The organism is Desulfomonile tiedjei DSM 6799 (genome assembly GCF_000266945.1).
Lineage (GTDB): Bacteria > Desulfobacterota > Desulfomonilia > Desulfomonilales > Desulfomonilaceae > Desulfomonile > Desulfomonile tiedjei.
This window is the reverse complement of sequence record NC_018025.1, coordinates 1,047,210-1,070,933: the sequence shown is the minus strand read 5'-3', so window position 1 is coordinate 1,070,933 and position 23,724 is coordinate 1,047,210. Positions and strand designations below refer to the sequence as shown.

Genomic DNA, 23,724 nt, shown 5'->3' with positions numbered 1-23,724 from the left:
GTACAGCATATCTCTCTGGGGAGAAAAGGAGAAAGTATATGGCATCGGGGAATGCTGATGCGTATTTGAGTGAGATAAAGCTCAATGTCAATAATAGAGAATACTCGATTGTGGTAAAACCCGACACCCCGCTTCTGTGGGTAATCAGGGACAATCTCGGCCTGACAGGAACCAAATACGGATGCGGCATAGCCCAATGTGGCGCGTGCACGGTTCACGTGGACGGAAAAGCGGTACGATCCTGTACTACACCTGTTTCAGCCGTAGCAGGAAAGAAAATAACCACCATAGAAGGTATATCGTCGGACGGAAACCATCCTGTACAAAGGGCCTGGATCGAAGCGGAAGTTCCCCAGTGCGGGTATTGCCATTCCGGACAGATAATGAGTGCCGTAGCGCTATTGGTCCAAAATCCGACCCCTTCGGATGCAGACATTGACAGAGCAATGAGAGGAAATGTTTGCCGGTGCGGTACCTATCAGAGAATTCGCGTGGCTATTCATGGAGCCGCCCGATTGATCCGTCAAGAGGGAGTCGATAAAGCAATCGTGAGTGAAGGTGCGATGGTGGATGTTTCTCCGCAAGGCAGCAGCCATATTTCGACAAAAACTGGGACCCAGACCGGAGAATTCGTACTAAATCCGTTTATTCGTATCGGCATCGACGAAATAGTAACCATCGTGGTCAACCATTCGGAGATGGGACAAGGAGTTTACACGTCATTACCCATGCTTATTGCAGAGGAACTCGAATGCGATTGGACCAAAATACGAGTTGTAGCCGCGCCGGTCGATCCGGTATACAACCACACGGAATACGGTATTCAGGCAACCGGCGGCAGTACCAGTATCTCAAGTGAATGGGAGCGATTACGCAGAGTCGGCGCTAGCGCCCGAGAAATGCTCCTCATTGCTGCTGCGAAGTCGTGGGGCGTAGACAAGACGAGCTGCCGCGCAGAAAAAGGAGCAATAGTTCACTCATCCGGGAAGCGGCTGACGTTCGGGCAACTTGCAGAAAAAGCAGCCGAACTCGATTCACCTCAAGACATCCAGTTGAAAGATTTCTCTAATTTCACGCTTATCGGCACATCCATAAACAGATTGGATACTCCCGAGAAAACCAACGGTGAAGGTATCTTCGGCATCGATGTCACGGTGCCGGACATGCTCACTGCGGTGGTAGCTCGATTCCCCGTATTTGGAGCAACAGTAGCTCGCTTTAATGCCGATAAGGCCAAGTCCATTCCTGGGGTCAAGGAAATAGTCCAAATTCCGACCGGAGTCGCAGTGTTGGCTGAAGGTTTTTGGCCTGCGAAAGTGGCGGCAGATGCACTCGAAATTACCTGGGACGAAGGCGAAGATGCGAACCTGTCTACGCAGACCCTTCGAGAGCAATACGCTGACCTCGCCAGATCTCCGGGACTCATAGCACGGGAAGAGGGAGATAGCGAACAGGCCTTGAAAACTGCAGCCAAGGTTATCAGAGAGGAATATGAAGTCCCGTACCTTGCGCACGCCCCTATGGAACCCTTGAACTGTGTGGTAGATCTGCGAACCGATGGTTGCAATATCTGGACAGGAACTCAATTTCAAACAGTGGACCGTATTGCCGCGGCTCGTGTTGCAGGACTCGATCCAGAGCAGGTGAAGATTCATACCACCTTGTTAGGCGGCGGTTTCGGTCGCCGTGCCAATCCGGCTTCTGATTTTGTCGTGGAAGCCGTGCACGTGGCAAAAGCGGTGGGCAAGCCAGTAAAAGTAATCTGGACTCGTGAAAACGATATGAAAGGTGGCTGGTACCGTCCCATGTGGTACGATCGGATCGCCGGAGGGCTCGATGCCAATGGAAATATAGTCGCATGGCATCACACCATCGTGGGCCAGTCAATTGCGATTGGAACTCCTTTCGAAGGAGGCGTGATAGTGGACGGACTGGACACATTGTCAGTCGAAGGGGCTGCGGACTTGCCCTACTTCGTTCCGAACGTGCTGGTAGATCTCCACAGTCCCAGAATTGGCGTGCCGGTCCAATGGTGGCGATCCGTAGGACATTCCCACACTGCTTTTGTGGTGGAGAGTTTTATGGATGAGCTGGCACACGCGGCCGGTACGGATCCGTATATTTTGCGACGAGCTTTACTGAACGATTATCCCCGTCATAAGGCTGTTTTGGAATTGGCCGCAGAGAAAGCACATTGGGGAGCCAAATTGCCCGAAGGACACGGGATGGGGATAGCTGTGCACAAATCCTTCGAAAGCTTTGTCGCGCAGGTGGCAGAGGTGTCCGTATCACCGGAAGGCATAGTGCGGGTTCACAGGGTTGTCTGTGCTGTTGACTGCGGAAGGGTGACCAATCCGGATATCGTCAAAGCACAGATGGAGGGGGGAATCGCTTTTGGTCTGACCGCCGCTCTCTATGGTGAGATCACGCTTAAAAATGGGAGAGTGGAGCAGTCCAATTTTCACAATTATCCTCTGCTGAAATTGCATGAAATGCCCAGAGTGGAGGTCTATTTCATATCAAGTCAGGAGCCCCCAACCGGTGTGGGCGAACCTGGCGTACCTCCTATTGCCCCTGCAGTGGGGAATGCTATTTTTGCGGCAACAGGGAAACGCATCCGACGCCTTCCTATCCGTTCACAAGACTTGAAGCAGACTTGATGTGCAGAGCAATTATGTCTGCCGGCACGGAGGCCGGCAGCCACCAATACCCCTACCCTCAATTGGACATAAATTCTGGCAATCGTTTTAAATCGCAATGGGGACTCATCGCGCATAAAGGTTTTGCGTTGCAGGACCGAGAAGATTATCTTTATTCGATGAATCCAACCGGGTGTGTGAAATTCGAGTAGCACTTCCGCGTTCGAATGCTATCGATCGTTGAACCAAGGATTTCCCGCGATGACGGAGACCGTTTTCGTTATCCGACAAATTCTCTGCAAAAAGGGGCATGAACAATGAGAGTGGGCATAGCCTTGGGTGGTGGCGGAGTGAGGGGACTGGCACACATTCTCATGCTTCAAGTCCTCGACGATCTCAACATTCGCCCTGCCGTCATATCGGGCACAAGTATGGGTGCGATTGTCGGTGCTCTGTACGCGTCTGGTATGTCCGCACGAGAGATTAGAGAAATTATCGAAAGACGTCTCATTCTCAAAAACGATACCTGGAGAGACGTCATAGAGAAAAGAGAAGATTTGCTCAAGTGGGTTTCTGCGTTTAAACCGGACTTCTCGGGTTGTGGCCTGATAAATGCCGAAGGAATCCTGAACTCGCTGATTAGCGAAATCAAGGTGGACAGCTTTGAAGGCCTCGCAATCCCGTTGCTCGTCGTTGCAACCGATTACTGGTCTGCCGAGGAAATTGTGTTCGACCAGGGCAGTCTACTTCCTGCCATACAGGCAAGTATGGCCGTCCCTGGAGTTTTCCCGCCGGTTTCCGCTCAAGGCAGAATTCTGGTGGATGGTGGTGTAGTCAACCTGGTGCCCTATGATTTGCTTACGAGCCGTGCGGACTTCATTATTGCAGTGAACGTCAGCAGAGTCCGAGCTGCAAGCACACCCGAATTTCCCAATGCGTTGGAATCCGTGCTCGGAACCTTCGACATCATGCAAACAACGATGCTTACAGACAAACTGAAAAGGCTCAAACCGGACATTTATGTGTGGCCGCACATCCGCAACGTCAGGATGCTCGATTTTGGTAAAATCGAGGAGGTCTTCGCCCAGTCTGTCCCAGCAGCCGAAGAGTTGAAGCAAGGACTCTTAAAGGGATTGCAGAAAGCGGACTCGACCTGATGAAACATCGGCATATCGTGCCGACAAGAAGCAGTTCGGAACACAAAACACTTAAGAAGTCCTGAATTGAGCGCTTGAGCGTTTGAGTTACGGAAATATCTGGAGTCGAAGAAGTCTCATTTTCCACGAAACCAGGATTCACCTGGTGCTGTTCGTTTTCGTCACTTGACGCGACCTCCTGCCATATCCCATACTGCACGCGTATTTGGATAATCGGGATAAGGACTGAACTTGTCTTCTATGGATAGACGGTTTTTCTTGAGAATCATGGCAACACTCGCGGCTTGTGGAGCAACCGGCGGGTCATTTGCTGCCAATCTGCCAGACTCCTCTAGCCGTGAATACGGATCACAAACGGCGTCGGCAACAGACCGATTGGAAAAAGACAGCTCTGTGGGCAGCTCCACAAAAGCTGCCGTGATCGGAGCGGGAATTGCTGGATTGGCAGCGGCTCGAGTTCTCGCCCAAGCCGGATGGCAGGTGGATGTGTTCGAGAAGAATGATTCACAAGGCGGTCTTTGTTCCACTCTGGTTATAGACGGATTTACTTTCGATTTCGGACCCCATGTCTTTAACAAAAGTATTACGGATCTGGTACCTTTCAAGTCCGGCGACCTTGAAGCAGCTACATTTTCAGAATCTTTCCTGGTCAGGAATCAATTTCTGAGATTTCCCAATGACCTGCTTTCACCAGGTTACGCGATCGACATGTTTGCAGCGCTTGCCAAGAATACTCTTGAGCCTGACAGACTCAGCGCAACGAACCTGGAAGATCTCGCGAAAGCATGCTATGGCGAAAAAGTCGCCACCGAAATATTTCAGCCTCTCATTGAAAAGTGGTGCAAAGCGCCTTTGAACATGCTGGACCATCGTTATCTGGCTTCCAGAATGCACGGCAAGCTCACGGCAGAATCGATCGCCAATCATCTGAAAAGCATCTTTATTCATACCTGGAAACGGGTGAAGAATACCACCGGACAAATCGGAGAATCACAAAAGCAAGCGGAAAGCGTCGATCCACCCGGTTATTCCGGAAGAATCGGTGCGAAAATCATACCTCATCGGCTCGCGGACGGATTGCCCAACGTCAGGTTTCATTTCAACCAGGCCGTTCAGTCTCTGGCGGTTGACCGCGGGCATGTCGTCCGGCTCCAGGCAGGCGGTATGGAAATACAACCGGATTTTGTAATCAACACTGCTCCGTTAAACCAACTTGCCGGCATGTTGAAAGGGGAAAATCGCATACAGTCGCTTGCAAAAGTCAGTTATCTGAATATCATTTTTGTATTTGCGAGAATTCAGCGTCCGAAGTTGTTGAATACAGAGTGGACATGGATACCAGAGCAATACACTCCTTTTTACCGCATGTCGGAAATGAAAGTCTTCCATGCGAACCATGCTCCTGAAGATGCTACAGGCCTGTGTCTGGAGATCACCCTCGCGGACGATGACACACAGTTAAAAGAGCCTGCCGAATACTGGGAAAAATTGACGAGAGATTTTCTCGATCGGGTATTTTCTCTGAAGTCTCGCGAGATCATCGGAATCGATGTGGTGAAGAAGGATTTTGCTTATCCGCATTTCACGCTCTCAAATACGAGATTGATCGGCAAAGCGCTTGAGCAACCCTATGAGTCCGGCAAAACCGAGCATCGTTTTCGTACGGGTATAAAAAACCTGGCCATCGCAGGCCGGACCGGTACTTTTTCTTATTATCTGGCACCTGCGGCAATCGTTTCGGGACAGAAAGCCGCAGCCGAGGCAATAGCTTTCATTTCGGGAAAAACCTGAGGCGTGGAGCATGAAAGGTAAGTCGGAATTCAAGGACATTGGATTGCTGAAAACAAATCCGTACAAGCAATTGCCACTATGAATGACCGATTGAGAATAGGAGTATTGGTGGGTGCCGGCCTCCGTGCCGGCACATCTTCAATATGATCGGTGATATCAATAGAATGGACCGGCAGGGACGCCGGTCCCCACTGACATCTCGTATTGGAGCGTGGGATAAACGTCAGGTTTTTTGGCAATCTCTCTAAGTAATTCGAGGCCAAGTATTTATGAACGCACATTGAGATCGTGCTGAAAATGATGACGACATATCAGAAGGGCTTATAAACAGGTATGCACATCGTACTTGATGCCAGAGGCATACTGAACGAACTGGACGGGATAGGGCGAACCAGCCTCAACACTATCAGGGAACTTGTACGCCTTGGAGGGGATCACCATTTTTCGTTGCTGATAAATCGAGATTTGCATGAAGACACAAGGCTGATGTTACCACCATCCGCGGACCTGCACGAAATTCCATTTCGTCATGTGCGACCGGAAACTTGTATCGTGTTAGGCCGTAAAGTAGATAGCATGAATGCCGATGTATACCACAGCCTCTTCACATTCCAGCCGATTTTCATGAAAACACGGAGTATGCTTACCATACACGACACCATGTGGATGCAAAATCCGACACTCCAATCTGCCGGGCGCCCTGTGGGCTTGGTCCTGGGATGGCTATACCACAGGGTTTTGGTGCCAATTTGTGTCCGACGGACTTCCAGAATTCTTGTGGTGTCCCAGGCGGTCGAGCATGCGATCAAGCAGACATGGCCCACAATGGCAAAAAAAGTTCGTCTGGTCGGCGCGGGCATCGATCCGAAATTTATGCCCCCGGACGATTCAAGGGACAGAAAATGTCTCGATAAATTCGGCCTTGAAGAGACGGCATTCTTCCTCCATATTAGCAATGGGAGGCCCTATAAGAACACTTCAACCGTTATTCAAGCTTTTGACAATATTCATAACGATCTAAAGGATATAAACTTAATTATAATCGGAAGGGAGAGTTCCTTCACTGGCACCATCATAGATGCCATTAAAAGTACACATCTGCAGCATAGAGTAGAATACCTGGGAAACGTTTCGGATGCGGAGATGGTGTCGTTGATGCAGCACTCTATGGGCCTGGTTTTCCCTTCTCTTTACGAAGGGTTCGGTCTTCCTGTGGTAGAGGCAATGGCCTGTGGCACCCCAGTGATTACTTCCGCGAGAGGAGCACTGGGCGAAGTAGCTGGAGACGCAGCAATCATTGTCGATCCAACTCGCCTGGAGGACATTGCCCGGGCAATGAAGGACATTGCCACCGACTCCTCGCTGAGATGCAGTCTCCTTGAAAAAGGTCTCGCAAGGGCTTCGCGTTATCGTTGGGATGAAGTGGCTATGAAGATCCTGCAAGTATATGAAGAAGATACCCCAGCCCCCAGATTATGAAAAGAAAAGCGAATCGGACGGTGAACTTGATAATCGTGACCTCATTCTAATGCCTATAGACTGATTGCCAAAAATTCTGACGGTTATCTCATGCTCTAATTCAAAATATCAGTGGGGGTCGGCGTCCCTGCCAGTCCATTCTATTGATATCATTTATTATATTGAAGATGTGCCGGCACGGAGGCCGGCACCCACCAATACTCTTATCCTCAATCGGACATTAATTTTTGCAATTACTCTAGAATTAGCGGGGATTGAGAAAGCCAGAGGAACCACCACCACAGGAAAGGATTTTCTCTACCCCGCATGACTGAACGGTAAACTTCTTACTCTCTCTAATTTAGCTATGTTCAAATCTCCGCATTCGGATTTGAAGTATCTGCAATTTCGTCTATAATAGTGTTCGAATTCCATGGGTAAAAACCGTGAAGCCTGATTCCTCCATCATATTCGGCGTCAGCACAGAAAACGGAGAAGAAGGCAAACCGCCTGCCGGATCTTCTCTCGTGGCCCCGGACCCTCTGCTTCGATGGCTCAGGACACACGCCGATTCCATTGTCCAGGAATGGGTAGATATACTGCACAAGTTGTCTCCATCGTACAGCAGACGGCCGCGGGAAGAGTTGGTCGGGACGGTTACTGAAGCCTTTCTCGCGGATCTGGAATTCCTTTCCCACAATCGGCTGACTCGCATCGAGCTTTTCATAGATTACATAACCGAAAAACGTTTAGCTGCCGGTTTTCCTTTATCGGATGTCCAAAAAGCGTTTGAACTGTTTAGAAGTATTGTGACAAGGAGGCTTCTGGCCCAACGGCGCCTGAAACTGTTAGCGCAATCTGTTGAGCCCATAAACGCTTGTCTTTCTTATACTATCCATAGTTTTTCCGATCACTTCCAGCACATGCACGAACGATCCATCAGAGAGCATGCAGAGGACCTTGAGAAAGAAATCAGCATCCGCACGACGGAACTTGCCGAAAGCGAGCGAAGATACAAGACTCTGGTGGAAGAGATTCATGACGGATATTTCGTCATCCAGAACGGTCGCATAGAATTTGCCAACCAGGCATTTTGCCGCATGCACGGCACGACTCCCGAGCACGCGATGGGACAACCTTTTTTACGATTCGTCGCTCCGGAATGGCATGAACAGTTCCGTGCCGCACAGATGGGCACCTCTGTAGGGGAACCACCGTCTCATACAGTTGAGTACATTCGTCTGGGCTGCGATCCGGAAAACGGAGCTACGGAGATAAAAGCGAAAACGGTCGATCTCGGTCAAGGTCTCGTAACCATCGGGGTTTGCAGGGATATCAGCGAACGAGTGGCGATGGAGCGGAAGGTGCGTGAAAACGAACGTCTGGCTTATGTCGGACAACTGACGGCATCTCTTTCTCATGAGATCAGAAATCCGCTCTCTTCTATAAACATGAACCTGCAGATCTTGAGCGATACTCTGCACCTGGATGGCTTCGATCGACGCCGTCTCGATATTACGGTGAAAGAGGTGTCAAGACTGGAAAACATTCTCCGGCAATTGCTGGATCTCTCCCGTCCGGTTAGCATAGAATTGAGTTCCGCAGATATCAGAGACGTCGTGCAGAGTTGTATAGACCTGGTGGAGCCCAAAACTGCTGAGAAACATTTGAAAATTGTTCAGCGGTATTCTGCGAATCTTCAGACCTGCAAATTGGATGCAAAAAAACTCCAGCAAGCCTTGCTAAATCTGATACTTAATGCAATTGAAGTTACGGACGAGGGTCATCGGATATTTGTGTTCGCAAAAAAGGCTCAAGATGAATATCTGGAAGTGGGAGTCAGGGACAGTGGCCCGGGCATTGACCCGGCAAGCGTTTCACGCCTGTTCGATCCGTTCTTCACGACCAAAGCTCAGGGGAGCGGTTTGGGACTGAGCAACGTAAAACGGATAGTTGAAGCACATCTCGGCAGTGTCCAGGTGCGAACCTGCAAAGGATCGGGAGCGACTTTTGTCATGAGGTTACCATGGAGAACATGAACAGGGTGCTTGTCATAGACGATGACGCCTCTATTCGGGAATCATTGGAAATGTACCTGCAGGACAAGGGTTTGGCGGTCCAGACTGCAGAAACAGGCAATGATGGGTTCAAGCTCTGTCTCGATTACAATCCGCAAGTCGTCATTCTGGACATTCGACTACCGGATGTGTGCGGTCTCGACATATTGCGACGCATCGTGGAGACCCGTCCGGATGCAAAAGTAATAATGATAACCGCCTATCACGACATGGAAAGCTCTATAGAGGCCATGCGGTATGGAGCTTACGATTACATACGGAAACCTCTGAGCGTTCGTGAGTTGGATCGTTCCATAACTAAAAGTCTTCATATTTCCAAGGCTTCTCTTGCTTCGCCCCATATTCTGAATGACACTGCGGAACAGATCTTACGGAATCGCATTGTCGGCGATACCAAAGCCATGCGTTCCATTTTCAAATCCATCGGACTCCTGTCCGGCAACAGGGCGACTGTCCTCATCGAGGGAGAAACAGGCACAGGAAAAGAATTACTGGCACGAGTCGTACACGGGTCCTCGCTGTGGAAAAACGAGCCGTTTATCACTATCGATTGTACAACTCTTGTGGAGACCCTATTTGAATCCGAACTGTTCGGTTACAAAAAAGGAGCATTCACAGGAGCCGCGGAATCGAAGAAGGGAAGAATAGAACTTGCAGGCTCAGGCACACTTTTCTTCGATGAGGTCGGAGAACTACCCCTTGCCTCACAGGCAAAGCTTCTGCGCTTTTTGGAGTACGGAGATTTCACCAGAGTGGGCGGAAATCAGCCCCGGCAGTGTCAGGCACGTATCATTGCCGCAACGAATAGGAATTTGAAAGATCTGGTAAAAGAGGGTCTCTTCCGTCAAGATCTGTTTTTCAGGTTAAAGGTGATCACCATCCATGTACCGCCGCTGCGTGAGAGGATCAGCGATTTATCGGAACTGGTGCGTTTCTTTCTGGTGAAAATCAATCAGGATTTGAGCACAAAAGTGGCCAAAGTCGAAAAACAGGCCATGGCCGTTCTCAAGGCCCACTCATGGCCGGGAAATGTGAGAGAACTCAAGAATGTTCTCATGAAGGCAGTGCTGGAATCCAGGGGAACGGTTCTCATGGCAGACGCGGTTGAAGCAGCTCTTGCGGGATCGTCCACGGAATTGCCTGATACAGCCGAATTGAAGACTCTGGAAGAAGTGGAAAAAGAGTACATTCTCATGGCGCTTTCCAGATGTGGTGGAAATATTTCAACCACAGCCAAGGTATTGGGGATTTCCAGACCTACCTTGCGGAAACGGCTCAGTGAATACCACACAGGCTCCTGACTTTGGCAATTTTCTTTCCACACTGGAAAATATCTTGCCACTTACTGCAAAAGAAATTTACAATCTCTCTCAACGTGGTAGTCTTTTCCTATGAGACCCGAAATTCAAGAGTGAGGCAAGATCTGCCAATACGGCACAACCTTCGGGAGTGGCATGAGACTTGCTTCTCTTTCGTCCAGTTCGGAAGTAACCAATGGAAATCGCGTGTCGGCCGCAATTCGGCGCAGTGCCGGATTCCTGGAATCCATTGAAGTCTTTGTTAATGTGGGCGTTGTACAAACGTGGCATGGACATTTCGGACGATTTCACAGCCTTGTTACCATGTCGTAAATTCAATCCTGATAATAAACACATCGTTCTGACTGCCCGGCCCGATCGGGCTGGCTGCTCATAAATATATAGCGGGCCATATACGCTCGCGTCCGGTCGAAGATTCTGAACCATTTTTCTTGAGCCTTTCAACACAGTAACAGTTCGGGTACGAATTCCTCGAAAAAGGAGTAAGACATGCATCGTAAGGCGCGAGTGCTACTGGGCTTGGTGTCGCTTTTGGTGACAGTCATTTCTCTGTGGTCCCCTGCACTGGCCGAAAAGCCAATCATAATAGGGGCTCCGCTGTCCACCGCTTTTCTGTACGGATGGGATGCTGAGAGAGGCATAAAACTGGCTGTCGATGAGATAAATGCAGCCGGCGGAGTGAAAGTCGGCCAGGAGAAACGTCCGTTTCAGGTCGATGTTATCGATACTCGCGACTTGGAACCCGGTGTGCCCGTGAGCGAAGCTCTGCTCGCCGTTGAAAAGCTCATTCTTGAAAAAAAGGCAGATTTTCTTATAGGCGGACCTGTACGGTCCGAAGCTGCACTGGCAGCGATACCGCTCTTGAGCAAACATAAGAAAATTTCCATCCTGACTACAGGTGCGCTCACCCCCAAGTATCATGAAATGGTCGCCAGCAATCCTGATAAGTTCAAGTATTGTTTCCGTATCTCAGGAGAGGCGAAGTGGATGGTAACCGGCGAAGTGGTCCCCTGCCTGGAGAAGATCGGAAAAGATTTCGGCCTGAACAGGCTGCTGATCATGGTGCAGGACGTGGCCCATGCTCGCGCCGGCGGTGGATTGCTCGCCAAAATCATGACCGGAAAGGGATGGACGGTCTTAGGTGAACCTCTCGTATTCCCCACTGGAAGTGGCGATTTCTCCATGGGATTATTGGAAGCCAAGAAACAAAACGCTCAGGTTATTCTCATTTGGATGGATATGCCTGAATCGTCCATTCTGCTGAAGCAATGGCATGACATGAAAGTTCCCGCCCTGCCTTTCGGGACCATTATTGCCGCTGCGGAACAACCCGGCTTCTGGGATGCAACCGACGGCAAAGGCGAATACTGCTTGGCCAATGTCGTGAATGCCGGAAATACTCCCTGTGAAGCGACTCCCTGGACGATGAAATTCGTGAACGCCTACAAAGCCAAATATGGTCTTGAGCCTGAAGGCTATGGAACTTCTTCCAGCTATATGGCCGTTTATACTCTGAAAGATGCCATTGAACGAGCTGGAACCCTGGATCCGGATAAAGTTACGGATGCTCTCAAAGCAACAGACCTCGAGGGCGTTTACGGAAGAATTCGGTTCGATCCCAAGAGCAATCAAGTGATTCCCAGCACCAATCCGAAAGAGGGAGCTGTCGGGACTATTTTTCAGTGGCAGGACAAGAAAAGGGTTGTGGTATTTCCCGAATCCATCGCAACCGGCAAAATTCTTCTTCCGCCGTGGATGGAGAAGAAATAGGTTTTTTGCAGCCACTTGTCTGTAACTTCGGATGCTCGGTTGCAGACGAAAATAAGATCCTGATAACCGATATTCCTTACCACTCCTTCGTAAGGCCGTGAAGGGGCAAAGAGGTGTCAATAAGACGTCTGCGTTCCTTCACGACTCTTCACCATCCCGCAGGGGAACTCATCAGGGAAAGGAGAAGGTCGGAAGATCCCCTTACCCCCATAGGCGCTAACTTTGCGGTAATTCTGTGTCCCGCAGGGACCAAAGAAAATAGCCCGGTAATTCATTGCCGGGAATTTGAGTATCAGTCGTCCCTCCGAGACTCGAAAATCATTAGGTTTTTCCTTTACCGGCGATGAATCGCCGGCCTATTGTCAGATGTTCCTCCGGAACAAACGGCCAAAACTACGCAAAGTTAGCGTCTATGCCCCTTATCCCCTCATAATAAAGAGGGGAATTAAGATGTTGTCTCTTACCCCCCTTTCGTAAAGGGGGGCCGGGGGATTTGAATCGGACAAAACTTTTGGCAAACACCATAACGCCGACAAGGGCCCGAATGAGGCACTTTAACTGAGGCATGCAGATGGACATTATAATCTATGGGATTATCAACAGCGTTTCTTTGACTCTTATGGCTCTGGGATTCACTCTCGTGTATGGAGTGAGTCGTCTGCCGAATTTTGCCCACGGGGCATTGTACGTATTGACCGGGTACATAACCTGGTTACTTATGAACCGACTCGGTTTGAACTATCCTCTTGCCATACTCTTTTCGCTCTGTGCCTGTGCCGGAATCGGTGCGGCAATGTACTATTTTATTCTTGTGCGTGTCCGGGGAATGCCTATTTCGGAGATAATTGCTTCCTATGCCATCGGGCTGGCAATTCTGGAGGGCTTGCGTTGGGGTGGACTTAAAGGAGGCACATTCGTGCTGCCGCCTTTTATCCAGGGAAGCACTGAACTATTCGGGATTTCCGTCGACTTCCATCGACTTCTCGTGGTTGGAGCAGGCATCATACTGGTTGCAGCGCTGTGGCTCTTTGTTAACGGCACGAAAATCGGCCTTGCGTTGAAGGGAATGGCTCAGGACGAAAGAGCTGCTTTGACCCTGGGGATCGACTCGGACCGCATGGCAATCGTAGCCATGGCATTAGGTTCCATGCTGGCCGGAGTCGCTGCCCTCGTACTGCTTCCATTGGGCAACATAGTCGTGGAAGCAGGTTATCATGTCCTTATTATGGCCGTGGCCGTGTGCATTGTGGGCGGATTGGGGAGCTGGACCGGCGCTATTCTGGCATCCTTTCTGATTGGATTCGCTCAAATCCTTACTGTGTCTTATCTTGGCACGCACTTCCAAGTTGTCGTAGCGTTGCTTGCCATTATTATTACTCTCATTTGGCGGCCGAGCGGTTTGTTCGGCTGGCAGAAGGAACTGGAAGAAAGGGTCTGAGCATGTCTGTCGAAGCCCGGAGAAGAGAGAGAATAGACCGGGGAATCAAGGTTCGGTCCGACGGTGTATACGCAATTTCATCATGGCGAGAGATGAGCTACCTCATCATGCCGCGGCTGGTGTTCATAGTAGGACTTCTCCTTTTGCCCCTGGCTTTCTATTACCTGCCCTACTGGCAGCGTGTCATATCAATCATCTGCATATATGCACTGCTCGCGATCAGTTTCGATTTTCTGGCTAATTACGTTGGGCTGGTCTCTTTGGGTGGAGGCTTCTATGTGGGCGTCGGTGCGTACATCGCTGCCCTTTGCAATACACACCTGGGACTTTCCCCTCTATTCACTATTCCCATCAGTACAGTTGCCGGCGCCGCGGTCTGCACGATTTTGTTCCTGCCTTGCCTTCCCCTTCGAGGGGTTTATTTTGCAATAGTCAGTCTCATGTATCCACTTCTGGCCGCAAGGATGATCGAAGCATTTGATATTTTTGGTGGAACGGATGGAATCTTCGGAGTGGATCCGTTGCCCAGCGGGTGGGTTGAGCAATATGTCTTGATCGTGAGCGTTCTTGTGTTTGTCTTCGCAATGCGCAGGATGATCGACGAGGATGTGGGTCTGGTATTTCGCGGAGTAAAGGATAACGATCAGGCAGTAAAGGCTTCAGGCATCGATATCACCAGATATAAGGCCCTTGGAGTGTTCATTGCCTCCAGTATGGGATGTTTGGGTGGTGCCTGCCTGGTGCATATCTACATGTGGGCCGGTCTCTCCCAGTTCGCACTGGATTTCTCCATCATTCCCATTGCCGCGACGGTTGTAGGTGGAGGAGGAACGTTGATCGGTCCTGTAATCGGCAGCATGATTCTCGTGCCGATTTCCGAGCTGTTGCGTGATTTCGGAACCCTGCGGATCGCAGTATATGCGATCATTCTAACGCTTTTCATCGTGTTCAAGAGTGAAGGCATCATGAATTATGCCACCAGAAAATACGAGCAATTCGAGCGATGGGTGGAGATCTAAACCCAAAGAAACGGAGATCGGATATGTCTGCCGGCAGAGCGCAAGATACGCGAGAACCTATGCTGAAAGCTGAAAATCTCAGCAAAAGGTTCGGGGGTATCCTTGCCTTGTCTCAAGTAAGCCTGGAAGTCTTTCCAGGCGAAATTATAGGAATCATCGGCCCTAATGGCTCGGGTAAGACTACTTTTGTCAATGCACTCACCGGATTTATCAAGTCAGATACCGGGAAAGTGACCTTCAAGGGTCAAGATATCACAAATCTTGAACCTCATAAGATCGCAGACCTGGGACTGACCCGGACTTTCCAGGTGATGCGACCATACTACACGCTTCCTGCTTTCAAAAATCTCATTGTGCCCCTCTTTTCTCCGCGAGCCCGGCGCACGGGAGGATGGAGAGGAGGTGGAAAAATGGGAAGTAGAGACACGGTTGCCGTAGACATCCTGGAAGAGATCGGCTTTGAACGGGATTCATACGTGCCGTACAAAGTAGCGTCCTCATTGCCGACCGGCTATCTCAAACGGTTGGAATTGGCTCGCTGCCTGGCGCTCCGACCGGACCTTATCATCTGCGACGAAGTATTTTCCGGTCTGAGCATGAGCGAAATGGCCAGTATGGTTCCCTTGATCGAAAAGCTACAGATGGAAGGTATGACTCTCCTCATGGTGGAGCACAGGCTTCGGGAGCTCTTCCGACTTGCCAATCGCGTCATGGTCTTGAATTTCGGCTGTAAGATCGCAGAAGGGTCCGCCGAGGAAGTCATGGAGCAAAGCGAAGTCAAAGAAGCCTATTTCGGGTCCGAGGAGGTATACGAGTATGTTTGAGGCCACCGGGCTCATGGTTTTCTACGAAAACATGCTGGCACTGAACAATGTCAGTCTGAATTGCGACCGAAACAAAATTATCGGCGTATTCGGAGCAAACAGTGCAGGCAAATCGACGCTGATGTATTGCCTCTCGGGAATCGTTCTCGACATCCGGAAAAAAGAAGAAATGGCCGGTGGCGAGCGGATCACGATTCGAGGGAAAATTCTCTTCGAGGGAAAAGACGTTATGTGGGAAAAGCCGGCAAACAGAGCTAAAGCGGGCATCATACTCTGTCCGGAGCGGCGCCGGATTTTCCCCGAAAGCACTGTACTGGAGAATCTTCGCATTGGCGGATATCTGGCAACAGCCCAGCAGGCCAAGGATACGCTTGACTACGTGATGGAGATTTTTCCCGCACTAAAACGACTCACTAATCGACTCGGCGGATTTCTCAGCGGCGGCGAACAACAGATGCTCGCTATTGGCAGGTCACTTATGGCGCAACCGCGATTGTTGCTGCTCGATGAACCGCTGCTTGGACTGAGTCCGGCAATCCAATATCTCCTTGCCAAATCGATCAAAAATATTCGCGACCAGAGGGGAACCAGTATCATTGTCTCCGAGCAGTACGCGAGACCGATTATGCCTATCATCGATTACGGCTATATCCTGGAAAACGGCGCAGCAGTCGTTGAAGGCACCAAATCGGAATTGATGGACAACCCCGACGTTAAGGCAGCATATTTCGGGACATGATAGGAGGAACTTCTGTGCAACCGGAATACACGTTTACTCGTTTCGAGCAGGCTTGCGCCAAATTTCCCGATAATACCGCCATTGTTTTCCTGGGCAATAAGTTTTCCTATCGGGATCTGAAGGATAAAATAGATCGCTTTGCTACCGGTTTGGCAGGATTGGGAGTGAAAAAAGGCGATCGCGTGCTCGTCTACCTCTCCAATTCAATACAATTTGTCATCGCGTTTCTGGCTGCCCAGAGAATCGGAGCAGTCATTGTCATGGTCTCGCCAATTTATACATCTCACGAAATTGAATATATGGTGAAAGACTCAGGTGCAGAAACAATCATCTGCCACGATACCAATTACGGCTATGTGAAAGAAATATTCGCGGAATCGGGTCTTAAGCGAATAATCGTGACGAATCTCTTGGATCTCGTCTCTCCGGTCAAGAGATTAGTCGCTGCACTATTTGACAAGGCGCCCCACGGTACCGTGAAAGGCGGGCCCGAGACGATCGATTTCAAGACACTCCTGAAGAGTGAACCTTCACCGCCAAGCGTGGAATTGGACCCCGTCGCAGACTTGTCATACATCCTCTACACGGGAGGAACTACAGGGTTTCCCAAGGGGGTTCCGGGCAACCACTGGGGCCACACGTCGTACGTGAATGATATTACGGACGAGGTTTTTGCAAATCACTTGTTGGAAGGTAAAGACGTTTATATCGCCATCAACCCGCTTTTCCACATCATGGCTTTGGGTTTGATGATGGCTCTGGGATTGAATCGCGGAAACACAACCGTGCTCATGCCGGTTCCCCAGGTTGACGCAATTCTGGACGCAATACAGCGATATCGTGTGCGCTGGATGCTTGGAGTGCCAGCACTCTATCGGATGATACTCGAGAACGATCGTCAGGAACAGTATGACATAAGTTCGCTTCGCTACTGCTATTGCGGTGGAGATGTCTTGCCTCGCGAGGTGCTCAGCCGCTGGAAAGAACGGGTTCACGTTCCGATTTATCAGGTGTACGGGTCAACAGAAGCAGGGCATGTGACGTACTCTCGACCCGATCTGGGAGAACCCGATCCCATGTCTATCGGATTGCCACTTCCGTCCCGACGCACAAAGGTGATCGATTCTGCGACTCTGGAACCTCTGCCCGCTGGTGAGATAGGCGAATTGGTGGTCACATCGGATCATGCGATGAAAGAATATTTGAACAAACCGGCAGAGACCGCGGCCTCTTTTGTGAATATCAACGGGGAAATCTACTATCGCACCGGCGACTACGTAAAATTTTCGGAAGACGGGCAGATCTTTTATGTGGAGCGTTCTGCAGACATATTGAAGCACAAAGGGTACAGAGTATCCGCATCAGAAGTTGAGGCCGTCTTACAGGATCATCCGGTGGTCATAGGCGCTTGTGTCGTTGGAGTTCCGGATCGAAAGGTCGGCGAACGCATAAAGGCAATCGTGGTGTTGAAGACCGATGCAAAAGGTGTGGGAGCAGCCGAGCTCATCAAGTTTTGCTCGGAACGACTTGCCTCGTACAAGGTGCCGTCCTATATCGAATTCCGGGACATGCTGCCCAAATCGAAAGTCGGTAAACTCTTGCGCAGAGAAATCAGAGACGAGGAGCGCCGAAAGATGGAAAAAGACAAGAAGGGATAACCTTGAGGAGGCTGAACTCTTGCCACAAGGGCTGACAAGACTCTATCTGTGACTGTTTCGCTGCATCAATGTCACGTGATTTCCAAAGAGAGGAATGCAAATGGCCCGTCCTGAAATATGGAAAGACAAGCTGATACTCGCGGTTGACGACGAACCGGATGTGCTGGAAATCATCCAGGAGTTATTTTCCGATTATCCTGAAGTAACGCTGCACACTGCCACTACATTTGAAAAGGCACGGCAACTTCTGGTTTCCTACTCCTATGATTTGGTAATCCTGGACATCATGGGAGTCAGGGGATTCGACCTGTTGCAGATCGCTACCTTGGAAGGATTACCGGCAGTTATGTTGACGGCCCATGCCGTGAATCCTGAGGCGCTGAAAAAATCCATTGAATTAGGCGCAAAAGCTTATCTTCCAAAAGATTTCCTTCGTTCTTTGGTTCCTTTTTTGGAAGATGTGCTAAAACTGAGCTATCAGTCCACCTGGAAGAAAGCGTTGGACCACATTGGAGTGATATTCAGCGAAAAATTCGGGTCGGACTGGAGGAAATCCGAGGAGCATTTCTGGAATGACTTTGAGAAAAAACTTTCCTTGGATGAGCCTACAATTATTAAATGAACCTAAGCACAAAACACCGATTGACACGGACTTGCAGCCAAGATAGTTCTCATTAGGCAGTAGATAACACGGACCTGCAGGGCAGGTCCGTGGCACCCAAGATTGACATTGAGCCCCGATACAAGGGTGCCACTGACCTGCGGAGCCAGGTCAGTGCAGTTAGCAATGGTACGAGTGAGGAACAAGCCATGATTACAGCACTGGTTCAGTTTAAACTTCCCCAACCGATCACCGTGGAAAAAGCGAAAGAAATCTTCTTGAGCACAGCGCCAAGATATCGAGATATCGACGGGCTCATTCGCAAATATTACCTTCTTTCGGAAAACGGAGAAGTGGCTGGTGGCGTTTACTTGTGGAGATCTCATGAAGATGCTGAAAAACTCTACACTGATGCCTGGAGGAACCTTATAGCAGAGAAGTACAGCGCAGAACCGACTGTCCAATACTTCGCCAGTCCGGTGATCGTCGATAACCTCGTCGGGAACATCATTACGGACGCATGACTATGAATTCGGCGAACGTAAGTAAATTTGCGTTTATGCTAGAGAAATTGCCAAGAATTCTGACGTTTATCCCATGCTCCAGTCCAAGATATTAGTGGAGACCGGCGTCCCAGCGTCCCGAGACTGTCTCAAAATTCTCGAATGAAGAACAAATCGTGCCACGATTCACCGTCTTTGTAGGGGTAGGCCTGGTACCTACCCTCTCGCAATGACCGGCACGGAGGCCGGTCACTACCGGGCACCCACTAGGCCCGCCCCTACAGTCAGGCAGAGAAGATCATGAGAACTTCGTGGCACGATCTGGAGCAGATTTCGATTCTTGAGACAGTTTCTCCCTGCCGGTCCATTCTATCGATTTCATCGATCATATTGAAAATGTGCCGGCACGGAGGCCGACGCCCACCAATACTCCTTTCCTCAATCGGACATTGATTTTGGCAATTCCTAAAACCGGCTCACTTTCTCTTTTGCGTTTTGCCAGGTCTGTTCCAGGATTTTCAGGGTGCCATCGCGCACCTCGGTCCTCAACGAATAGAGTTCGCCAAATTCCGTGACTTGTGCAGTCATCTCTTCGCTGGACATGACAGAGGTAGAGAGAACAAGTACCCGTTCGTAATTCGCCATCAAACGCTTGGATATTTCACAGCCGAAACTTCCGCGATTCTGTTTGAGCATTATGTCTTTCCAATGATTCGCCCACCCTGAAGTCATGAACATTGTCCCGGCACATTTACATTGTTCCGAGTAATAACGTTCCCTGCCGCCTATGAGCAGCCCAATACAGTCGTCAACTGCATGATCCTCGTCCATGGGGATCATGACGGGGGTGTCGACGGAAGCCAGCAGCTCTATAGGATTGGCCAGAGCGTTTCCGCAGAGACCGTAACCCAGCAAAAACAGATCGACGTATGGAGCCATAGCCGATGCCGCTTGGAGAATGCCTGTCTGGAGATCCTTTATGACGGTATGGAGACCGACTTGGAGAACATTCACGAGTACTGTAATGGACTCAGAGACTGGGAGATCATCATCCAAAGTCGTAATTTCTGTGGGAGGTTTTCCCCGTAAACCTTCGAACGTTTTGGAAAAGCCGTCTGAGAAATCCGTCTGCAGGACTATTACCGGATCCGCGACCGGATCGTTGGCAAGAACATGAGCGAATTCCATTTCCAAAACTTGGCAACAAATGAGTCCGATCACCGGCATAAGGAACCACCTTTTAGAAATTACCCTACGAATGCATTAACCCAACATTCATGGAATTGAAGCGGAACGGTTCAGCCCAAATCCGCGACAGATTTTCTCGCGTCTAAAGCTTGCTCGATAGCTTTACGCAATTCTTCCGGTCCGGGAACATCCGTAAAGACCACTTTTCCATCAATGAGAATCGTTGGAACCGAAAGATGGCGTCCGTTCCGTTTACATAACTCGAAAAAACGCTCGGCATTCTCTCGGTTTCCTCTTCTGACAACAGGCCTAACCCGAACCGCTTTTTCAAAGTCTTCTGCCACGAACTCCACAGTGGTAATAGCATAATCATACATGACACAATGGTAACGCTCGCAGATAACTTCCACAAGCACTGCGTCCGGCGAATCGTTCAGTTCCTCTTCATGGTGCGCTGCATCGGTCATTATGTCACGACCCCTCCGACAAAGGTGATATTACGCACAAAAGTGAACTCTTATACCATTTCCCAGTTATGCATATAAGATAGCGAAGGCTGGGGTGTTCTGAGCGGAGTGATTAGACGGCTTTGCGTCGTCCGGAGCGAAAGATACCCCTAGCCTTCCTGGTTATAAAAAGAAAGGCGAATCGGTATTATAAGGTTTACCTGTCATCGATCTCGATTTTCATTCTACCATCCAGGTAAGAAAAACTGTTTCCACCATTGTGGATAGGCTTTGAACGGAGCTTTTTTGAAAGTGCGACAAACTTGATCGCCTGTCCATATAAATGGTTGTTGATATATTTGTGATCGACTGGAAAAAAGTTGTCAAGAACTTTCTCGATAATCTGCCAAAAACCTGAGTGATTGTGGCAAGTTTTAACGAGATTGCTCTCGCTGACTCCAGAACAGCAAAGAAGATATCCGGTACAATCGTGTTGCACATCGGATTCGTTTGACATGAAGCGAATGGTAATCCAAAATGGCGCGCATCCAGCTCGAGGAGAATGCTCTATGTGCAAGAAGGGCCGAATCCGGGTGCTCACCGGAGAAGGCAAAGGAAAGACAACATCAGCTCTGGGTATTGCCCTGCAGTTTGCAGGTGTGGACAAAAAGGTCTATATGGTCCAGTTCATCAAGCGACCGGATTCCAGCGGCGAGCATTTCGCGGTACAGGCATTGGGATCATGGCTAACGCTGAAACCGGTCGGCACGAGAGGATTCATTCTCAAGCGTAAACCTGCACCTGAGGAGAAACTCGAAGCACGGCTTGCCTTGGACAATTGCCGAGAGGCCATGTTGAGTGGAGAGTACGGACTTGTCATTCTTGATGAGGCTAATGTGGCCGTTCACAAAGAACTACTGGAATTGGAAGTACTCCTTGATTTCATAAAGTCCAAGCCCGAAGAAGTGGAGTTGGTCATCACAGGCCGCTACGCTCATGAGGACGTCATTTCCTTGGCAGATCAGGTACTTGAGATGAGAAAGTGTAAACACCACTATGAAACGGGACACCCTGCCGCAAGAGGAGTAGATTTTTAGCAACAATTCAGTTATGAGCGGGCACTAGGAATTTTCCGCGCTGGAAGGGCGGCCCAATAATAGCCACGGGTGTCAGAGACTGTCTCAAAACTTCTCGAATGCATAACAAATCGTGCCACGATTCTCCATCTTCGTAGGGGTAGGCCTAGTGCCTACCCCTATTTAGACGGACACGAGGCCCGCCCCTACAGTCAGGCCGGGAACATGATGAGAATTTCGTGCCACGATCCAGGATAAATCTTGACTTTTGAGACAGTCTCGTCAATCCGTGGACAGAGGCTGTTGGGCAGCCCCTATGGGGCTGTAGAAAGCTCTTCCACGCGTAACCGAATGGATACGATTTTTAGCCTTACTTCTATTTCCGAAATCGCGAAAGCGCGTTGACCTCCAGGATAACGCAAATCTGGAAAATACTGAATCAATCCTTATTCAGCCCCTCAAAAAGACTGAAAGAACCCGGTCTGGTTACAGGTAATTACCTGGTTGATGCCATGATTTAATCTTGAGAAATTTTGTTAACTATAGTATCCAGTGAAAAATATCCTTGGAATAGCTTGTTCAATCGGCGAAAAACTGCGATTATGAAATAAGGCTGTTCCCGTAAGAACGCGGTGGCGTTTTCAGTTTCGGCGATCCTTATAGTAAATTGTTTCAGAATCCTCAGCGTTGGCCAATGCATCAAAGATCATGAAACTATTCGTTGCAGTCACTGACTCGCGGACTCAATCCAGTCTTAATGACTAACTTACCATTACAGATGAATCCAGTGTGATACTACGTCTTCGACAAGAATAGAGGAGAGAATCTTGACTCACGCGTTTGACAGCTTGATTGACGAGGCTATTCGCCTGGGAGCATCCGATGCCAAACTCTTGAAGCGCAACGGCATAGTCTTTGACCCTCGTTCACTTCTAAAATGTCGGTTTGGCTGTAACCGTTGGGGCAAATACTGGACCTGTCAGCCGAATATTAGAATAACTCCCGAACAGTTTCGCGACGCTCTTGAACGCTATCAAACAGCGATCGCAATCCAAAGCCCCGATCCGAAAATTTCCCAGGAAATCACCCTGGCAATCGAGAAGAAGGCGATGCTGGAACATGGGGCCATTTATGCCTTTGCCCTGGTGCTTTGTGTGCTTTGCGAAGAATGCGCGTTCCCCGATCCGTGCAGGTTTCCGCATCTTGCGAGACCGGCGATGGACGGTATGGGCGTGGACATAGCAAAAACCGTCGAACCGCTCGGATTCAAAGTGCAATTTGATTCTCAGGGCACGCTTCTGCCTGCATGGTACAGCATGGTTCTTCTCGATTAGTCTGCTTTTCGGGGACAAGAACATGTCAGACTGCACAAACCTCTCCTAAATTTGGGAATTCGTGGAGGAACGATGAAGATAACGCAAGTGGCAGGTTTTCTGGGCTGCGGGAAAACCACCCTGATGTTGAGACTCTCAAAAGAGCTTGCGGCTGGTATCAGAAAGGTAGCTCTTGTCGTGAACGAAATCGGAGAAATTCCCGTTGACGGAAAAATAATGGAAGAGAGCGGCATGAGGGTCAAAGATATCGGTGGAGGTTGTATCTGCTGCGAAGTGGCATCGACTTTCGCAAAGACGGTTTACAGCCTGTACAAAGAATTCGGACCCGACCACCTCTTGGTTGAGCCCACCGGTGTTGCTGTTCCCCATCAGGTAAAGTTAGCTGCAAGAATGAGCAGTCGAGATGCCAAGATTTCCCTGGGGCCCGCCATTGTGCTCTTTGACGCTACTCGGCCGGCAGAACTGCTCGATATGGACATGCTTGGACAGCTCGTGACGACTCAGGTGAAAGACGCTGATGTCGTTGCAATCAGCAAAGCTGATGCGGTAAGCGAAGAAGAGCTTGCCGAAACAGCAGACAGGGTCTGCAATCTCAACGAAAAAGCTGAAATCCTGCAATTGTCCTCCTTTACCGGTTTGGGACTGGAACGAATCAAACAAATTATCCTGGAATGGAAGGGTTAACC

At 49.7% G+C, this 23,724-nt stretch carries 21 protein-coding genes; 18 read left to right on the top strand and 3 right to left on the bottom strand.

Going from position 1 to position 23,724, the window contains the following annotated elements:
- Positions 1-38 precede the first annotated feature (38 nt).
- Together DESTI_RS04575 and DESTI_RS04565 are read left to right on the top strand one after the other, a co-directional pair.
- Positions 39-2,660: a molybdopterin-dependent oxidoreductase gene (locus DESTI_RS04575; protein ID WP_014808789.1), complete on the top strand. Its 2,622-nt coding sequence runs from the start codon at positions 39-41 to the stop codon at positions 2,658-2,660.
- A 296-nt stretch (positions 2,661-2,956) separates the two neighbouring features.
- Positions 2,957-3,796, top strand: a complete 840-nt coding sequence (locus DESTI_RS04565) for a patatin-like phospholipase family protein (RefSeq protein ID WP_014808787.1) — start codon at positions 2,957-2,959, stop codon at positions 3,794-3,796.
- A 161-nt stretch (positions 3,797-3,957) separates the two neighbouring features.
- On the opposite strand, the gene DESTI_RS30600 is transcribed toward DESTI_RS04565, so the two are convergent.
- Positions 3,958-4,113: a hypothetical protein gene (locus tag DESTI_RS30600; RefSeq protein WP_157212096.1), complete on the bottom strand. Its 156-nt coding sequence runs from the start codon at positions 4,111-4,113 to the stop codon at positions 3,958-3,960.
- 58 nt (positions 4,114-4,171) lie between these two features.
- On the opposite strand from DESTI_RS30600, the gene DESTI_RS04560 reads away from it, so the two are divergent.
- The 13 genes from DESTI_RS04560 to DESTI_RS04505 all read left to right on the top strand — a co-directional run bounded on the left by DESTI_RS04560 (position 4,172) and on the right by DESTI_RS04505 (position 19,015).
- A complete protein-coding gene (locus tag DESTI_RS04560; protein WP_157212095.1) occupies positions 4,172-5,587 on the top strand; it encodes a protoporphyrinogen/coproporphyrinogen oxidase in 1,416 nt (471 codons plus the stop codon).
- Between the two features lie 333 nt (positions 5,588-5,920).
- Positions 5,921-7,066, top strand: a complete 1,146-nt coding sequence (locus DESTI_RS28435) for a glycosyltransferase family 4 protein (RefSeq protein WP_014808785.1) — start codon at positions 5,921-5,923, stop codon at positions 7,064-7,066.
- Positions 7,067-7,491: 425 nt separating this feature from the next.
- Entirely contained in the window at positions 7,492-9,084 is a 1,593-nt protein-coding gene (locus tag DESTI_RS04550; protein ID WP_014808784.1) for an ATP-binding protein, read from the top strand.
- Positions 9,072-10,424, top strand: coding sequence for a sigma-54-dependent transcriptional regulator (locus DESTI_RS04545; protein WP_014808783.1), 1,353 nt, complete (start codon positions 9,072-9,074; stop codon positions 10,422-10,424). Before DESTI_RS04550 ends, DESTI_RS04545 begins: the two co-directional genes overlap by 13 nt.
- A gap of 153 nt (positions 10,425-10,577) precedes the next feature.
- The gene (locus DESTI_RS30595; protein WP_014808782.1) at positions 10,578-10,754 is read left to right on the top strand and encodes a hypothetical protein; all 177 of its coding nucleotides are present in this window, start codon (positions 10,578-10,580) and stop codon (positions 10,752-10,754) included.
- Between the two features lie 177 nt (positions 10,755-10,931).
- Positions 10,932-12,212, top strand: a complete 1,281-nt coding sequence (locus tag DESTI_RS04540) for an ABC transporter substrate-binding protein (protein ID WP_014808781.1) — start codon at positions 10,932-10,934, stop codon at positions 12,210-12,212.
- A 571-nt stretch (positions 12,213-12,783) separates the two neighbouring features.
- Positions 12,784-13,650: a branched-chain amino acid ABC transporter permease gene (locus DESTI_RS04535; protein WP_014808780.1), complete on the top strand. Its 867-nt coding sequence runs from the start codon at positions 12,784-12,786 to the stop codon at positions 13,648-13,650.
- Between the two features lie 2 nt (positions 13,651-13,652).
- On the top strand, positions 13,653-14,669 hold the full coding sequence (locus DESTI_RS04530; protein WP_014808779.1) for a branched-chain amino acid ABC transporter permease: 1,017 nt from the start codon (positions 13,653-13,655) through the stop codon (positions 14,667-14,669).
- Between the two features lie 23 nt (positions 14,670-14,692).
- On the top strand, positions 14,693-15,493 hold the full coding sequence (locus DESTI_RS04525; protein WP_014808778.1) for an ABC transporter ATP-binding protein: 801 nt from the start codon (positions 14,693-14,695) through the stop codon (positions 15,491-15,493).
- The gene (locus DESTI_RS04520) at positions 15,486-16,232 is read left to right on the top strand and encodes an ABC transporter ATP-binding protein (protein ID WP_014808777.1); all 747 of its coding nucleotides are present in this window, start codon (positions 15,486-15,488) and stop codon (positions 16,230-16,232) included. The genes DESTI_RS04525 and DESTI_RS04520 overlap by 8 nt, the downstream gene beginning before the upstream one ends.
- Before the next feature lie 14 nt (positions 16,233-16,246).
- Positions 16,247-17,890, top strand: coding sequence for a class I adenylate-forming enzyme family protein (locus DESTI_RS04515; RefSeq protein ID WP_014808776.1), 1,644 nt, complete (start codon positions 16,247-16,249; stop codon positions 17,888-17,890).
- A gap of 100 nt (positions 17,891-17,990) precedes the next feature.
- On the top strand, positions 17,991-18,512 hold the full coding sequence (locus DESTI_RS04510) for a response regulator (protein ID WP_014808775.1): 522 nt from the start codon (positions 17,991-17,993) through the stop codon (positions 18,510-18,512).
- A 188-nt stretch (positions 18,513-18,700) separates the two neighbouring features.
- Positions 18,701-19,015 (top strand): YdhR family protein, encoded by a 315-nt coding sequence (locus DESTI_RS04505; RefSeq protein ID WP_014808774.1) that lies wholly within the window; start codon positions 18,701-18,703, stop codon positions 19,013-19,015.
- 444 nt (positions 19,016-19,459) lie between these two features.
- On the opposite strand, the gene DESTI_RS04500 is transcribed toward DESTI_RS04505, so the two are convergent.
- Positions 19,460-20,221: a DUF1638 domain-containing protein gene (locus DESTI_RS04500; RefSeq protein WP_014808773.1), complete on the bottom strand. Its 762-nt coding sequence runs from the start codon at positions 20,219-20,221 to the stop codon at positions 19,460-19,462.
- Between the two features lie 71 nt (positions 20,222-20,292).
- The gene (locus tag DESTI_RS04495) at positions 20,293-20,649 is read right to left on the bottom strand and encodes a thioredoxin domain-containing protein (RefSeq protein ID WP_014808772.1); all 357 of its coding nucleotides are present in this window, start codon (positions 20,647-20,649) and stop codon (positions 20,293-20,295) included.
- Positions 20,650-21,197: 548 nt separating this feature from the next.
- Here DESTI_RS04495 and DESTI_RS04485 point away from each other — a divergent pair.
- From DESTI_RS04485 to DESTI_RS04475, 3 genes are all read left to right on the top strand, one after another.
- On the top strand, positions 21,198-21,725 hold the full coding sequence (locus DESTI_RS04485; RefSeq protein ID WP_014808771.1) for a cob(I)yrinic acid a,c-diamide adenosyltransferase: 528 nt from the start codon (positions 21,198-21,200) through the stop codon (positions 21,723-21,725).
- Between the two features lie 806 nt (positions 21,726-22,531).
- Entirely contained in the window at positions 22,532-23,038 is a 507-nt protein-coding gene (locus DESTI_RS28430; RefSeq protein WP_014808770.1) for a DUF2284 domain-containing protein, read from the top strand.
- 72 nt (positions 23,039-23,110) lie between these two features.
- A complete protein-coding gene (locus DESTI_RS04475; protein ID WP_041285959.1) occupies positions 23,111-23,722 on the top strand; it encodes a CobW family GTP-binding protein in 612 nt (203 codons plus the stop codon).
- Positions 23,723-23,724 lie beyond the last annotated feature (2 nt).